This is a genomic window from Streptomyces showdoensis (assembly GCF_039535475.1).
GTDB lineage: Bacteria > Actinomycetota > Actinomycetes > Streptomycetales > Streptomycetaceae > Streptomyces > Streptomyces showdoensis.
The window spans coordinates 96,304-112,255 of the sequence record NZ_BAAAXG010000010.1; the positions used below are offsets into that span (position 1 = coordinate 96,304).

Consider the following 15,952-nt stretch of genomic DNA (forward strand, 5'->3'; position numbering starts at 1 on the left):
CGGGAGGAAGGGGGCTGCGGCGGGAAGACCGGAAAGTGGGACACAGGAGGGACGGGGGGTGGGGAACGGAGGGACAGGAGAGGTCAGTTGATGCGGACGAGGCGGGCCTTGAGGACCGCCAGGAGGCCGCCGTCGACGGTGACCTCGGCCGTTCCGGCCACCCGGACCGTCCGCCCGCCGACGCGCACCGCGGCCGTGGCGTCGATGTCCACCTCGCGGCCGGTCACCTTCACCGTGCCCTGCCGGGCGTCCAGCGTGATGCCGTCCCGGTCCAGCAGCACGGAGCTCACCGGCCGGTTCCGCCCGGCGTACACGGTGAGCTCGATCCGGTCCCGGCGGTCGTCGAGGCGGACCTCGAGGCGTTCGTCACCGGTCACCAGACGCAGCCCCGACGGGCCCGGCGCCGGCGCGTCCAGCAGCTCCACCCGATGGCCCGAACGCGACACCACCGACCGCCGGTTGACCTTGCCGCTGGTCCGGTCGACCAGGGGCACGTCGTGCGGCGAGGGCTCGTCCACCCCGTTGTAGAGGCCGCCGATGACGTACGGACTGTCCAACAGCCCCTGCTCGAAGCCGACGAGCACCTCGTCGTTCACCTCGGGGCTCACGACGCCACCGCCGCCCTTGCCGCCCCACTGGACCGTCCGCACCCAGTCCGTGACGTACGTGTCGTCCAGCCACGGGAACCGCAGCCGCACCGCCCCGCGCTCCGAGCCGTTCGGCTCCCGCACGTCCGTCACCACGCCGATCGCGAGGCCCGGGACGCGCGGGCCGCGCCCCGGGGCGTTGGCGCCCGTCACCAGACCCGTCAGCGAGCGGTCGGGGCTCGCGCTGACCCACACCGTGGTGCGGTAGCCGCCGTGCGGCTCCAGGACGTGCTGCACGGCGGTCGCCGTGTACCGGCCGGAGAACGCGGGACCCACGTTGCCCAGGGCCACCGCCCGGCCCGCCCGCAGCAGCGGATTGCCCTCGGCCACCGCCTCCAGCTCGCCGAAACCGGCGCTGATCTGCGCCGCCGTCGCCCCCGCGACCGCCGTCGTCTCGGCCTGCGTGCGGTACGGCGTGTCCGTCACCGTCACGGTCGACGACCCGAACCGCGCGGCGGCCTGCGGACCGAGCCCCGGGACCACCGTGTCGCTGACCACGGCCGGCCGCTCGGCGACCAGGGGCCGCTTGGTGGTCACGTCCCAGCCGCGCACCGCCACCTTCGCCGCGCCGTCGGCCGCCGACAGCGCCGCCCGCAGGGCCAACAGGTTGCGCCCGTACTCCAGCACCATCGGATGCCGCGTGGCCGACGTCGACGGGGCGGGCGCCCCGGACGCCTTGGCCGGCCGGGTGAACTGGAGCAGCCCCTTGTCGTCCACCCGCACCTGCGCGCCGCTCTCCCCGGCGAGGAACTGCAGGAAGTCCCAGTCGGAGACGTTCGCCTGGGACAGCTGCCGGTACGTCACCGGCGCGGCCTCCACCGCCCCGACCGCGAGCCCCGCCCCGGCGGCCACCTTGCGCACGATGGCCGCGGCCGTCATGTTCCGGTACGCCACGACCTTGCGGCCCCGCTGGAGCCGGTGGGCCTTGGAGTAGGCGCGGACGACGGTGAACGAACCGGTGCGGTCCCGGTCGATCTCCAGGGCCGTCACCTCGCCGTTGAACAGCCGCTCCCGCGCCTGCCCCTTCACCGTCACCACCGACACCCGCAGCGGGGTGCCGATGGTGATGCCGGTCGCGCGCAGGAACTCGTGGTCGGGGTCCCGGTAGGTGAGCACCGCCGTGTCGGGCAGCGCCACGTTCTCGTCGACCACGCAGCTCACCAGCTGCGCGGCCCAGACGGGCGGCAGCTCACCCGGGGCCTCCACGATCGGATCGGCCGCGAACGACCGGCCTCCGGCGTCGGACGTGCTCATCGCCCCTCCTCGTCCTCGTCGCCCGCGTCCCGCATCCCCGGCACCACGAGCTCCGTCCCGGGGACCAGCGCCATCGGATCGTCGATCCCGTTCGCCTCCGCGATGGCCCGCCAGGCCGTCGCGTCGCCGTACTCGTGCCACGCCAGCATCGCCAGGCTGTCGCCCGCCACCACGGTGTGCGTGCTGCGCGCGGTGCGCCCGCCGGACGTCGGGTTCTGTCCGGGCGGGTCGACGCTCGCCTCCTCGATGGACAGCGCGCAGGTGGCCCGCAACGGCTTCCCGTCCACGTCGAACAGCGTGTAGGTCACCGACAGGCTGGACAGCACCCCGTCGAACGACGTCGTCCGCGCGTTGCCCCACTCGAAGCGCACCCACGGGCTCGCCGGCTTCTTCCGCCCCAGGCTCGCCGGGGTCGGCACGCACGCCTTCATCAGCTTCTCCACCGCCTGCTCCACGGAGTTGTCGTGCGTGGCCGTGGCGTCCAGGAAGACCTCCAGGCTGAGCGCGCGCGGGCCGCTGCCCACGAACTCGGGCAGCGCCGACTGCCCGGCCATCCGGGACGGCGAGCGCCGCCACTCGGTGGTCTTGCGCAGCTCCAGCGACGAGGGGTTGAACTGGAGGTCGAGCCGGGCGATCGTCCCGCCGGGCTTGGCCCCGACCGAGGCGGGGGGCTCCTTCAGGGTGAGCTGGGCCCTGGCGCGGCTGGCGCGAGCCGATGCGGGCATGGCGTGCACTCCCTTCCGGAGCGGGGACGAGGTACGGGTGTGGAAAGGGGAAACGGCACAGGTGCGGGTGCGGGTGCGGGTGCGGGTGCGGGGGCGGGGGCCGGTGCGGGGCGCTCGCGCGAGGGCCGGGTGCGGGCGGCTGCCGGGGTCAGCTGGGCAGAAGGCCCGCGTGGGCGATCTCCAGGGTCTCCACCGCCGCTTCCGAGTGGGCCGGGTCGAAGGAGGGCCCCTGCCAGCGCACCGGCACGATCCCGAAGACCTGCCAGCTGATGATCCGGCTCAGGTCGGGCCGCAGGGCGACGATCTCGCCGTCCTTCGGCTCGACCCTGCGCAGCGTCTCGTCCAGCCAGCGGCCGATCTTCGCCGTGTCCGCCGTGACCGGCCGGGTGAGCGTGATGTTCGACCAGGTGACCCGGCCCGGCAGCTGCCAGGTGAAGCCGTTGTTGCCGCCCTCGGCATAGCTCTCCATCTCGACCTCGGCCCCCATGCCCGAGCACGTGTGGAACGCGCCCAGGTCGTTGCCGCCGATCGCCAGCCGGAAGAACACGCTGGTCGCGAAGATGCTGTCGGTCATCGTTCCGCCGTCCGTCTCTCGTTCGTCCGTCTTCTCAGCGACGCCCGTCGAAGGGCCTGCCCGCGCGCTCGCGCCCGCGCCGCAACTCGGTGCGCAGCAGCCGCGCGACCGGATCCAGCAGCCGCCGGGCCAGGTCGTCCAACTCGGTGTCCGAGCCCTGCGGCCCCGTCTCCCGCACCCGCTCCGCCCGGCCCGGCACCGCGGCCGCCTGCACCGGGCGCGCGGCACCGGGTGCGGGGGGCGGTCCGCCGTCGGGACGCGGGGTGCCGGTGGCGCGTTGCAGCGGCGGCGGGTTCGCCCCACCGGCACCGCGCGCCACCGCGGGCCGCGCCACCGGGATCGGACGGCCCGGTGGCAGCCCGCCCGGGGCCGTGGGGGCCGGGGCCGGCCGGACCACGAGCGGCGGCGTCGGAGCGCCGGCCACGGGCAGCGGCGCCGGACCCGACGCGGGTACGGGGCGTGCGGCGCGGCCGACGGAGACCGTGGGCGCCTGCGCGGTGCCGGTACGGGGGGAGGCCGCCCCCGTCGTCACCCGCGGCCCGTCCGCCGCGCGCCGGCCCGGGGGCGCGGCCGAGGGTGCGTCCGGCCACCGGGCGGGCACCACGGGCCTGGACGCCGGGCCCGTACGGGGCGGGTCCGGACTCCCCGTGTCGACGGCGTCCAGGCCCAGGGCAGAGGACGGGCCGCCAGAAGCCGGAGGACCGGCACAGGGGAGTCCGCGGGGCCGCCGCTGCCGCCGTCGGCGACGGGGTCCGGCTCGACGAGCGGGACCGGGACGGGCCGTCGGTCGCCGTGGTCCCCCGAAGGCCCGGTGAGGGCGGTGCGCTGGAGCGGGGTCGCCTGCGGTGTGCGGGTCCGGGCCGCAGGGGCGGTGCCCGGGAGCGCCGCGCTCGCCGGCAAGGCGTGCAGGGGTGCCCCGAGCCCGCTCCGCGCCCGGGGCCCGGGCCCGGCGGGCGGCTCGGCCGGACGTCGGACGGCGGGCATCGACGGCCCGGTGACCGTCACCTCCGACGACTGCGCCGTGTCGCGCGCCCAACGGCGCCGCGGTGGAAGGCAGTTGGGCGAGGGGCGCGCCGAGCGGTGGCCTGGTGACCGGTGGTGTCGCCGGGGTGGCGGGTGTCTCGGCTCGACGCTGGACCGTGGGCAGGGGCGGCGAAGGGTCGGAGGGGTCGCCTCCGACGGCTGCGCGGTGGGCGGCAGTTCGGTGAGGGGCGCGCCGAGCGGTGGCCTGGTGACCGGTGGTGTCGCTGGAGTGGCGGGTGTCTCGGCTTGGCGCTGGACCGTGGGCAAGGCGGCGACGGGTCCGGAGGGGTCGTCCTCGGCGGCCGCGGGATGGGCGGTGGTGAGGTGAGGGGTGTGTCGGGCGACGGCCTGCCGGTCCGAGGCGATTCCGGGGCGGTCGGCGTCTCGGCTCGACGCTGGACCGTGGGCAGGGACGGCGATGGCTCGGGAGTAGTCGCCTCCGGCGGCTTCGTGGCGGCCGTCGGTCCGGTGGGCGGGGCTCCGAGCGGTGGCCTGGTGGCCGACGGTGTCGCCGGGGCGGTGGCCGTCTCGGCCTGCTGCCGGACCAGGGGCATCGGCGAGCCGGGGACCGTCACGTCCGACGGCTCGCCGCCACGGGCGGTTCGGCGACCGGAGCCCCGAGCGGGGCCCTGCTCGCCCGCTGCACCGGGGGCGTGGCCGGAGGGGTGGTCCCGGAAGCGGGGCGGCACGACCGCCACGCGGCGCCTGGGCATCGCGGGAGTGCGGGCGACGGTCGACGGCCGCCCGATGGTGCGCGGGCGCACCACGGCGCGGGGCGCCGGTGGCCGCGGACCGGCGCCGGACCGGGCGCGGGAGCCGAGGAGGCGGCGCGTTCCCCGTGCGATGCCGGGGCGCCGGCCGCCCCCTCCCGGAGGGGACGCCTCGCGGGCGCGGGACGCCGGGGCACCGGACGGCGCCGGTCGGCCGCGGCTGCCGCCCCCGCCGTGGGCGGCACCGGAGCGCCGGCCACGGCCCGTCGGGTGGGGAGTGCGGCGGTGCCGGAGGCGCGTGAGGGCGTCGTTCCCCGTGGCGGGGCGCCGTCCACCGGCGCCTGGGGAACCACGGCGATCCGCCGTATCAGAGGGAAATCCGTAGCCGCGGGCGCTCCGGACGCTCGGGGCGTGCCGGCCCGGTGGGCCCTGCCGGAACGCGCCGGGGCGCGGGTCCGACCGGGACCGGCCGCCCCTGCCGCACCGGAGGGTTCGGCGCGCTGTACTGCCGTACCGAGGCCGGGGGGTGACAGGAGCCGCCGGTTCCCGGTCCGTTGCCGCGCGCGTCCGTGACCGGCGCAGCAGGGGCGGGGTCCCGCCGCGCCAGGAGGCTCCTCCCCGCGGGGTCCCGGCCGCGTTCCCGGCCGGGGCCGGCGTTCCGGAGCCCCCGGTCGGCTCCCGCCCCGACCACGGTCCGCGCCACGACCGGTCCCGGCGTGACGTCGGAGGGCGGAGCCGTCGTCGGGGCCCCGGCCTCGGGCGCGGGTGTGCCGAGCGTCTGCGCCTCGGCCCCGGGCCCGTCGTACGGGGCCGGGCTTCGACGGGCGCGCGGTGCGGGGCGCGGAGGGCTCCGGCGTCGGGTCCTGCTCGGGCTCCGCCCCGTACGGGCCGAGGGCGCGGATGCAGCAGCGGGGCCCCCGCCGCTGTGGGTGGGCGGGTCGGCGGCGGGGCGGGCCACCCCGCGGACGAGGCCGGGCGGGGCGGAGGGGGCCAGGCCGTGGGCGAGTCCGGTGTCGAACGACGGGTCCTGCCAGGCGGCCAGGCCGGCGCGGAAGACGAGGCCGTCGCTGACGGCCAGCGGGGCGCGGGAGACGGTCAGCCGGGGGCTCGTCGTCATGCGCCAGCCGCCGTCCCAGTTCCCGGGCACGCCGGACCCGGGTGGGGCGGCGGCGTCCCGCGGCGCCGCCGGGCCCGGTGCCGCGGCGTCCGTGGGAGCCGGCCCCGGGAGGGCCCGGCGCCGCGCCGCCGCAGCCTGTCCGCCATGCCATGATGTCAACCGCCTTCGTTCACACGGTGTTGATACGGGCGATCTCGGTGACCCAGTCCTGGCGCTCGCGATGGGTCAGGTCGAGGATGTCGTCGCGCTGCCAGTGGAAGTGGTAGGCGATGTACGCGATCTCCTCCCGCAGCCGGGGGAGGGCGTACGTCACGATTCCCCCCAGGCGCCCACCGGAGAGGTCGACCTCGAAGCCGCCCTCGCAGTGCGGGCAGGTGACGGCCCGCGCGGGTGTGGCCCTCGCTGTTGACGCGCCGGTAGAAGTCCTGGAGGAAGGCGACGTCGGTCGCGTACATGCGCTCCACGACGCCCGCGTGCACGTCGGTGAGCGTGCCGAGCCGGGTGATCACCTGGCTGAGCAGCACCACGCTCAGGTACGCCGGGTTTCTCCTTGACCCGCAGGTCGATCTGGGGCCGCAGCTCGTCCCGCGCGGTGGCCAGGCGCATCGCGCCGTGCCGGTGCAGGGTGTCCGTCCTCGTCCACGTACCCGCGCGGCAGCTCGAACTCGAAATCGGTGTGCGCAGCCCGTGGTCCTGCCGCGGTGCCGGTGCGGCGGCGGCGGGGGCCGGCTGCTCGGGGCCGGGGCGGGCGCCGTGGCCTGGAGGATCTCCTCCAGGCTGCCCGCCGGTCACCGTACGACGCCTCATTCGACGATGATCTCTCTCGAACACGATGTCACGGTCTCGGTGGCCCCGGACGACTCGCCGGCCTTCAGCGAGGGGCCCTCCCACTTGGAGGCCCAGCCCTGCATCAGCTGGATGCGCCGGACGGTCGAGCCGGTGCTGTCCTTGATCTCGATGGTGATGTTCTGCCAGGGCGGTGTCGACGGCCCCGTTGTTCAGGTCTCCTGATCCACTTGGTGAACTCGCTGCTCTGTCGAGTCCCCGGGTGATCGTGATCTCCCCCGCCTGGCGGGCGCCGTGCTGCTTGCGGATGATACTGCTTGCCGGTCGCGCTGACCTGGCGGACCTCGACGACCTCCTCCTCGACGCTCAGCGCCGCTGATCTCCTGGACCGACTCGACCAGATAGCCGCCCCAGTTGCACGCCGAAGACATGGGTGGAAAGAGCATCGCCCTCTGCCATGACCGTCTATCCCTCTCTCACTGTCCGCTCATCTGATTCATCTGATTCATCCGCCGTGCCGGATTCCGGGGTCCGGCGGCCCCGCGCCTCACTCGTCGACGAGGCTGGTTGCTGTCCGAGAACTGGGCCATCCGCAGCGGAACACCACGAACTCGGCCGGCTTGACGGGCGCCACGCCGATCTCGCAGACCACCCGCCCTGGTCGATCGACTCCTGCGCGGTTGTTGTCCCGTCGCACATTCACGTGAGAACGCCTCCGCCGCGCCGTCCGGCCGAACAGGCGCCTCACGGCGCCACTCTCTCGGTGAGGAAGGCCGTGACGTGCGCCACGGATGCTGGACCACAGGCCGGTCGTCGTTCGGCTCGAAGACCACCGCACTGGGGTGCCAGCAGGATCGACTCCTCCAGGTGAGTTGAAACGAGGCGGCGCGCACGTTCAGATAGCGCCCAGGCCGGGTCGGTAGGATAGTAGGGTGTCTTTGTGTCTTGGTCAGGGGTACCCAGCACGCGGATGCCACGCGGCCGGTGTCAGCGCCCCAGCAACGCAGGTCCACCCGATCAGGGCTTTACACTCAGGTCCTGCTACTGCCCTTGCTGAGCATTCAGCTCAGTCCACGACGCACTCTATCTGATCACCTCGTATTGGCGGGCCCTTGTGGACGGGCGCAGCTCGGCGTCGCTGCGCGCCACACACGCCCGCGAGTGTGCACACGCTCGGCGGGCACGGTCGTGTTGCGCCCGGCCGCCGCGGGCGCAAGACACCGCACCAGGCCGGTAGTATACATGAGCGTCGCAAACCGGGCAGTCGTGCAGCCCGCCTCACGTCGTGCTGAGTGCACCGCCTAGTGCGCCGCACCTGCTGCCGGAGAGCCCGGGCCTTCTGGAGGGGCGTCCCATGGACGGCACACGTGACTCGCCACATCTGCTACGCAGTGCGAGGATCACCGTCGAGTCAGCTGCACACGGTGGCGCACGCCCCTCGGCGATCAGATGTCGCCGCGCTGGTAGGCGCTCATCAGGTACGGCACCCGACCATGTTGTGATCTCCTGTACGATCCGTCTTCCAGGGCCGGCGAAAAAAGCCGTGTATCGGGCATAATCTAAGGGCATGTTCTGTTCGTCGACTGGCATACGTGTTAACGTAATCGGCCTGGGTCGAGCCGGGTTACCTGCCCGACGGCCGCCACCGCTTTCAGAGGGCGCCGGGGCGCCGGCCCGTCGGTGAGGGGTCGACCGTGCTGGGGGCTGTGCGGGCCGCGTCTGGGCGGGCCGTCGCGCTTCTCGGAGACCCGATGATGGCGCGAGGCCCGCGTCTGTTGTGACGACGTAGCCTCTTGACGCTCTTGCGGGTTGTTTGTTTTGTGGACAACTCGTACGTCTCGGCCACCTGGTCGCCCTGGCGGCAGGATCCGTGAATCGGTCCTCGGCGGGTTGTTCTCGACCTGGGTCCGTGCTGATGCTCGACGGACACGCGGTGAACGCCGGGCCGGGCCGCGGACGTGGGGAAGCCGCCGAGTTCTCACGAACGGCACGATGGCCAGCCGCCCCCGCCACACCTGAGCTCAGCTCCCTGGGCCCCGCCGGAACCGCGAAGCGTCCCTGCACCCGCGCGGGTTACGGCTAATGCGTCACCCCGTACGCTCCCAAGTCCACAAGTCACGGACGAAGGGGCGGCCGACCCGGACGACGTACGCGGCGCCGCCGCCGTGGCGAGTTAGCCGTGCACGCGAGGGGCATGTAGGCGCCGCCGGAGAGCGTCTAGTGACACAACCTGACGACCGGGACACTAGACGCCCGCTGAACTCGCACCTGGACCTCAGAATAAGTGGATGACTGGAGCACGAGGTAGAACACACACAAAGAAATGAAAGGGTACCGGACTCACCTATGGCACATAGTCGACGGTAGATATGGGCCCGGACAACCGCATAGTGTATTCCTTTATGGTTTGCTGGCAGCAAACACTGCATCCGTAATTGCTTACGATGCAGGAACTCACTGCGACGGCTCCCATATATTAACCAACCGAGAACACTGGCCATTAATCGCCACCCCGCACCCCTCTCTCGCAGCGTCCCGAATGGTAGCACGAGTCAACCAAACGAGTCATACATGACGCGGCGGTACCCAGAATACTGTAGAGACACTCACCACGTTCCCTATCCACGTTTACACGACGACTCCGTAGCCCAGTGATGAGCTCCCCATGGTGGACTTCGTATTCGCGGCATGCACACGCTCCAGTTGTTACGTGCGCTAGCAGTGTACACACACGTCTGAGAGCAGGCGCGGGCAGGGCGCGATGAAGTGCGCAACGAAATCAGCGCGTAGGGCTGCAAAACACCTGTCCGACGGAACGTCGGCCCGAGGGGCTAGGCGGGCAGTTTGCCATCTAGTACGCCAGAGGAAAGTACAGTGGCTACAGACGCGCGAGGGCACGCTCCGTCAGCACAGGCGCGTACTGCCCCGCCGTCCGGGCACGCACGCCATAGAAATTGATGCGACACGCAGAAGGCACCGCGGGTAGTCACCAATCAGCACGGGTGACTCGACTGCTAAAAACACTGGGTCACAGGTACGGGGCCGATCACTACGCTCCACTATCCAGCGTGGAGGGAAGACACGGCAGAATCCAGGGCACACTCAGATTGGTCCACGGTGTGTGTGTACTTACCTCGGTGGCGCCACCCCGACCAACACCAGCTGAGCACCATGTGTGTCATAGCGGCCCAGCCACAGGCACACTCACGGGGCCGGTTACGGGCAGGGACAAGGCGAGCTTGAGACGAGACAAGTCCCGCCAGGCACAAAGTGAAAGTACGACTTGCGGCTTGAACAAGACAACAGGCACCAGGCGATCGACCCCCCGGCACAGCTACAAGAAAACCACGATAGGGATTATCCGCGGCAGACAAGCAGAGGTAGCGCAGAGAGTACCGTCACAGCATGGGAGGCAGGCCCGCATCGTGGGCATCTGCAGGCACCGCTCCCACAGGCCAGCCGGTCTGGGGCCGCGTCCACTCCGGCGAGAAAAACCCGAGCGCGGCACAGTCCAGAAGACTACAGCGCGACACGTCGAGGCGCGCGTTGCACCCATTACGAACCGGGAATCAGATGAAGAGAACGCCTCGTCAGAGTGTTCGGCGGAGAGGAAGGGTCTATGGCATGGTATACAAAGGATCGGCCAGGCTCGGGGATTTCCGATATGGGACTCAACGCCGCTGGAGAAAGTACAGCGACTCGATGCTATGGCCGGTCGCCGGTCGTGCGCGGCCTTACACCACTCCGCGCGCTGACTTGTGACCCGATAGAGCGCGTCGCTCGTCATGTACCGAACAGCAACCGCGTGACGGCACCGCGCCGCCTCCGTGAAGATCCGAAACTTCCAGTTCTATCTCGCGTATCGGCGCGACGTACTTGTTCGACGACCGCTCAGTCGACAGGTCACCACGTACAGGCCTCCATGCACGAGGTCGAGCAAACCACGGACCACGACCCCCTCGGCGACAGGTACCAACTGGTATTTCTTCCACGTGCCGGAACGGGCACAACGCGGAAGAGCGCGATCACCCCCAACGCGGCCCACGCGCGCCAGCCGCCATTGGGGCCGCATCCCCCACAGCGACTCTGAGAGCACAATCTAGCGAGCTCGCAGAGTGGCGGCCCGCACGCAGAGCTCACTTCCAGCCGCCGGGTGCGTGGCGGGCAGCACCAGGTGACCTCCCAGACCCCACCGCGCGGGACTCCAACCGGCGGGCCAAACCGGGCGAGCCCCGCTACGGTGTGCTGGGCCGCGCACGGCGGCGACAGTTCCCCTCCGGGCGTTACACGGCCCGACGCCGTGTCGGCGTGCCGTTGCGCCACACGTGACAGAGTGCAAACCGGCGGCCCGGTGCAGCTGCCCAGGCGTTCCGAGCCTAGTCCGCCTTCGTCACGCACACGGGGGGTCCTTTCAGACACGAAAACTTAGCACACACGACAGGCAGGACTGACCACGCAGGCAATAGACGACAGCGCACGCGCCCTGCACGGGACTGTTCCGCCACCACACCCAGTACCGATCCCTCGGTCCGGTCCCGCGCCACAAGGGCACTGCTGTGCACCGCACGCAGCGGCCGCCCTGCCGTAGACGAGGGGAGGGGACGGCCGACCGCTCGAGGGTTACGAACGGACGAGAGGTGGTGTGTCTCAAAGAGGGCCCAGGCCGGGCTCCACCCACAAGCCCGCTCGATCGCCGTAGTCGTGCACAGCTGTGATCAGATGGAGAAAGGACAGTCGGGACCCCGGTGCTAATCCAGAATGTATCGCGCAGAGAGCGATTCGTAGGCCCAGTGACACAGACTATTCTCCTGCTGGACTAACGGCCGGCCAGGTCCTGTCAGACCGCAGTCGCACCCGCGGTCGTTGTATCGGCAAGCTAGATGTATCAACGGCGGGCCCAGGACAACTAGCCCAGCTGACGACAAGTCAGACCGCGAAGCGGATCCCACGCGGGAGCGACCCGGGCGAGTCCCGGTCCGCCACCGTGCCGCCGTGGCCGCCCAGGGCCGCCGCGTCCAGCGGCAGGGACGCCAGCCCGCGGGCGCGCAGCGCGGCGGCGGCGAGGCCCGCGGGTCCCCCGCCGGTGGGAGCGCAGGTGGACTGTGGCCGTGACCGGACGCGGCGGCGGCCCGGTCCCGTTCGGCCGGGGTCGGCGGCCGGAGTCCTCGGCGCGCCGCCCGAGGACCCCGGCGAGCAGCGGGTCGGGCGAGGAGCTCGCCCAGCAGGTGCGCGGTGACCCGGTCGGGCACGGCCAGACGCGGACAGCGGCGGGGCGCTGTTCGGGCTCGGTTGACCTCGACGAGGCCCCCGGAGGACGAGCGGGGCGGTGGGGGCGAGCCGGAACCGGGCGGCCGGGACCCCGGCGAGCCGCAGAGTTCGAGGGCCGAGCCCGACGTGGGCCGACCGGGCGCGTCAGGTCGTCGTTGAGGTAGCCGTAGAGCCGCTCCGAAGCGCGCGTCCAGGTCCGGGGCCCAGCGCGATCAGGAGCAGGTCCACGTCCGGCGGGGCGAGGGAGAAGCGGGCGGCCAGCACGTCGAGCGGCGAACGGCCGGCGGAGCGGCCGGCGCGAGCGGCGGGGGAGGACGGGTCGTACGGCGGATTCCAGGACCCGGCGACGCATCGGGCGTCAGGAACTGCCCCCGGTACGGGTCGTCCGGGTCGGGATCGACGCGAGCCGCACCGCACACCGCCCGCCGCACCCGCCTCCTCGGACGAGCACCAGCCGGCTCCACAGGTACGGGGGAGGGGGAGTCCGGGGGCGGGACCCGTTCGGCCGGTCGCCTCCGGGACCCGTTCGGCCGTCGCCTCCCGGACGCGTTCGGCCGTCGCGCCGGGCCCGGGCCGGGTTGTCGGCTCCCCCGTCGGCGGGGCAGGCGTCGGCCTCCCGGGCCGGGTGGGCGGCGCCTCCGGGGCCGGGTCGGGAGGCGTCGCCCGGGTCTGGCGGGGGCCGTGCCGCCCGGGCCTGGTCAGTGCTCGGCTCCCCGTCGGTGGCGGTGTCGGCACGGTGCCGGTCACGGTCTGCTGCGCTCTCCTCGTCGGCGGCGGGCGGGGGCGGGCGGGCTCCCGGGTGGCGCGCCGAAAGCCCTCGTCGGGGGGGGGCGCGTCCACCTCGGTGTAGCGCAGGCGGCGCGCCTCGTCCGCGCGCGTCCGGGCCGGAGGCGGGTGCCGAAGACGCACCAACCGAGCCCCTCGCGGTGACCGGCGGGGCGGCGACCCCGGCCGTGCCCGCGAGCGGGCCCGGACCCCGACCCCGATCGACTCTGCGTTCAGCTCACCGCCGAGCGCCGACGCACACGTCGGCGGGCGAGGGGGCGTCGGGGTCGCTGGTGGGCGCCACGCGTCGAAGCGGGGGACAGGAGCAGGTTCCGAGTTCGGCGAGCGTCCCGCCGAGCAGGTGTTGCGCGGGAGGGTCGTTCGCGGGCCCGTGAGCGCAGACGAGCACCTGGGACAGCAAGAGCCGGGGTGCTCGTCCTCGGGGCGGCCCGCCCACGCGGAGACCAGGTACGCAGCTCGAACCCAGCGGGGGGGGTGCGGCGCGCGACGACGAAGCCCCCTCGTCGTACACCCTCTCCCCGCCGCGCCGCGGGGGCGTGGTCCTCGCGATGTCGAACAGGAAGACGCACACGGGGGCGGTGTCGTCGCCGCGCCGCCCAGTCAGGTCTCATGGCGCGTCGAACACCAACCTCGACGCCCGCCGGCCTCCAGCCGGGACTCCACGAGCAGGCGGCGCAGCGCTCGTCGACCTCGTTGGATCACGGCGGCCACACGTCGGGCGGCTGCCCGTGCCGTGAACACGAGGAAGTCCGTCCGCACCGGCCGAAGCCCGGCCCGCTCGCGGTGATCTCCCGCGGGCCGGTCTGATCCTTGGCGAGGATCAGCAGCGGCCGACGAACGAGCCGTCCGGGCCGGGCACGGTCGCCGCCGCGGCGGCCGTGATGCCGGGCCGCAGGTGAACCCGTTACGGGCACCCGGGCGGGAAGTCCCGGCCGCGCACCGAGGTGACCGAAAGCCGGCTTGCCGATCCGGGGGACCCGCGACGATCCGCGGTTGGAGGACCGGATGCGCTGCCGGGCGGTGTTGCGCGGGGGTTCCGGCGTCCGTGCCGGTGGTGGTGAGGACCCCGCGTGACCCGGCCGGTGTGAACGCCCGGTCGCGGGGGCGAGGACGACTGGAGGACGGCGCGGGCGCCGGCGCCAGGTCCGGAAGCGCGCGCGGTCCAGCCGCTGTCGCAGCTCCGGCGGCGGCCCGTTGGAGGGCACGCCCGGGGGCAGCCGATGCGCAGCCTGAGGCCGGTCGCGAGCGCGTTGCGCCCGTTGCGGAACCGTGTACGTTGACGACGACGCGCCCGCCCACGTACCCCGGTCGGGGCGCGCGGTGATCCGCACGCCGGTCCGGCCGGGCACGGGCGGCTCGGAGGCGGCGGGGGAGTGGTCGTCGGCGGGGGGCGCGGTGGTCGGGGGAGGCGGAGTCGTCGGGGGGGGCGGTTGTGGTCGGCGCAGGGGTCGACGGCCGAAGGCGTCGGGGTCGGGGGATCCAACCACCTCGCGCACGGCACGAGCGTGCGGCCCGCGTTGTCGCTCGGGCGGGGCGAGGACGGCGCCGGTCACCCGACCAGTCACCGGAGGTCGCCGGGAGCGAGTGTGCCGGTGAAGGTGACGCCACCGGAACGGTGCCGCCCGGCGGACGAGCGCCCAGGGAACAGGTCAGGGCCGCCCGCGTCGCAGGAGGCGCCGGCGCGGTGACGCGGTGACGGTCAGCCAAGCGGGGGCGCCAGGGTCAGCCGGGGTGCCGGGCGAGGCGGCCGGGGGCCGCCGTTGACGACCTCGACCCGGACGATCCCGGGCACGCCGACGGTCAGCGGCGGGACGCCGGCGTGGGGCCCGTACGGCAGGGTCGACGGACTGCTGACGGCGGGCTCCTTTGACGGCCCGCAGGCCGGCGGTCAGCGGGGTGGGGCACCGGTTCGCGAAGTCCACCAGGTGCAGCTTCTGGGCTGTTCGGGCCGAGCGCGGCCGGGAGCTGAACACCAGGTCCCCTGCCGTCGGCCGTCCAGGCGGCGTCGGCGGGGCTGGAAGGGCCCGGTCGCCGAGGTGTCGGGGAGCTTCCTGGTGGCAGGCCTCCGGGCACGTCGCGGGCGGCGTCCGGGCAGCAGGACCCGGCAGCCGGCGTCGAACCCGCCGCCGGCCAGGGGCGCGAGCAGGAAGGCCGTTGCGCTCGTCGACGCGGCCGCCGCCGTTCTTCGGTTGAGAGGCGATGACGGTGCCGTCCGGCGAGAACGCCGGGTGTCGTCGATGACCTCGCAGCCGGCGGGCACATCGCCCGGCGCTCAGGTCCCGCTGCCGGTCGAGCCGGTCCACGGGCACGGTCCAGATTGCTTGTTCCCCCGTTGCCGCCGATGACTGGTGCGGGTGAACGCCAGCGTCGTGCCGCGGACGACCAGGTCGGCTGGGCGTCACGCCCTCGCACCTGCCGTCCGCGGGACGACTCGCCGCGCAGCGCCCCGGTGCGGCCGTCGGCGATCAGGATGCGCCCGGGGCCCGAGGCTGGCGTCCGCCCACCCCTCCGGGCGAGGTGCGCGTGAAGGCGAGGAGGGCGCCCGTCGGGGGAGAAGTTCGGGATCGGTGTCCAGTCCCGGGGCCCCCGCCCGGCCAGCGGCAGCGCCGCCTCGTTCGTGCCGTCTCGGCGTCCGCGATCAGATCGTTCGATCCGCACGACACACCGGTCGCCGTCTGATGCCGTCCTACGAAGCGGCTGTGAACTACGATCCTCGCGCCCGTCGTGGGGTGTAGTTCTGCCGCTCGGCTCCACGGATCGAACCACGAGCGGGCAACGGAAACAGCGGATCCCGCGTCGTGCGGTCGCGGTACGTCGCGGCGCGGCCGGATCCTACGGTCGGGAGAGGCCCGTCGAGGTCGCGCGGAGTCGGCTCCAGTCCGACATGGACGTCTGGAGCGAGTCACACTGGTGCGGACACGGCCGCCTGTGACCCGACTGCGATACGAGCGCGCCGCGCCGTCGGACGGGGCGAGCAGGGGGGCGAGCCGACCTCGCGGTAATCCTCCACTGAGGGACGCACTCGTACGGCGTGTCCAGCCGTGCGGGCGGGCGCCGGAAGA

General features: G+C 73.2%; 5 protein-coding genes and 4 pseudogenes. All 9 read right to left on the reverse strand.

Annotation, left to right across the window (positions count from 1 at the left end; all coding sequences use genetic code 11):
- Window positions 1-83: 83 nt before the first annotated feature.
- Window positions 84-1,901, reverse strand: a complete 1,818-nt coding sequence (locus ABD981_RS05875) for a VgrG-related protein (RefSeq protein ID WP_345528192.1) — start codon at window positions 1,899-1,901, stop codon at window positions 84-86.
- Window positions 1,898-2,626 (reverse strand): CIS tube protein, encoded by a 729-nt coding sequence (locus ABD981_RS05880; RefSeq protein ID WP_345528194.1) that lies wholly within the window; start codon window positions 2,624-2,626, stop codon window positions 1,898-1,900. Before ABD981_RS05880 ends, ABD981_RS05875 begins: the two co-directional genes overlap by 4 nt.
- Window positions 2,627-2,774: 148 nt before the next feature.
- Window positions 2,775-3,200: a phage tail protein gene (locus ABD981_RS05885; protein ID WP_329418255.1), complete on the reverse strand. Its 426-nt coding sequence runs from the start codon at window positions 3,198-3,200 to the stop codon at window positions 2,775-2,777.
- 34 nt (window positions 3,201-3,234) lie between these two features.
- Window positions 3,235-3,732: a hypothetical protein gene (locus ABD981_RS05890; RefSeq protein ID WP_345528199.1), complete on the reverse strand. Its 498-nt coding sequence runs from the start codon at window positions 3,730-3,732 to the stop codon at window positions 3,235-3,237.
- A 1,568-nt stretch (window positions 3,733-5,300) separates the two neighbouring features.
- Complete coding sequence (locus ABD981_RS05895) at window positions 5,301-6,050, reverse strand: hypothetical protein (RefSeq protein ID WP_345528201.1); 750 nt, start codon at window positions 6,048-6,050, stop codon at window positions 5,301-5,303.
- Window positions 6,051-6,205: 155 nt separating this feature from the next.
- Window positions 6,206-6,363: pseudogene (locus ABD981_RS05900) on the reverse strand (DUF6760 family protein).
- A gap of 6 nt (window positions 6,364-6,369) precedes the next feature.
- Window positions 6,370-6,857: pseudogene (locus ABD981_RS05905) on the reverse strand (hypothetical protein); the annotation flags it as partial.
- Window positions 6,854-7,295, reverse strand: a pseudogene (locus tag ABD981_RS05910) (phage tail protein). The pseudogenes ABD981_RS05905 and ABD981_RS05910, both read right to left, overlap by 4 nt.
- 88 nt (window positions 7,296-7,383) lie before the next feature.
- Window positions 7,384-7,814, reverse strand: a pseudogene (locus ABD981_RS05915) (phage tail sheath C-terminal domain-containing protein); the annotation flags it as partial.
- Between the last annotated feature and the right edge of the window lie 8,138 nt (window positions 7,815-15,952).

Excerpts from the sequence above, each read along its gene's own strand:
- ABD981_RS05880 (WP_345528194.1), bottom strand. The coding sequence starts at position 2,626 with ATGCCCGCATCGGCTCGCGCCAGCCGCGCCAGGGCCCAGCTCACCCTG.
- ABD981_RS05885 (WP_329418255.1), bottom strand. The coding sequence starts at position 3,200 with ATGACCGACAGCATCTTCGCGACCAGCGTGTTCTTCCGGCTGGCGATC.
- ABD981_RS05875 (WP_345528192.1), bottom strand. The coding sequence starts at position 1,901 with ATGAGCACGTCCGACGCCGGAGGCCGGTCGTTCGCGGCCGATCCGATC.
- ABD981_RS05895 (WP_345528201.1), bottom strand. The coding sequence starts at position 6,050 with ATGACGACGAGCCCCCGGCTGACCGTCTCCCGCGCCCCGCTGGCCGTC.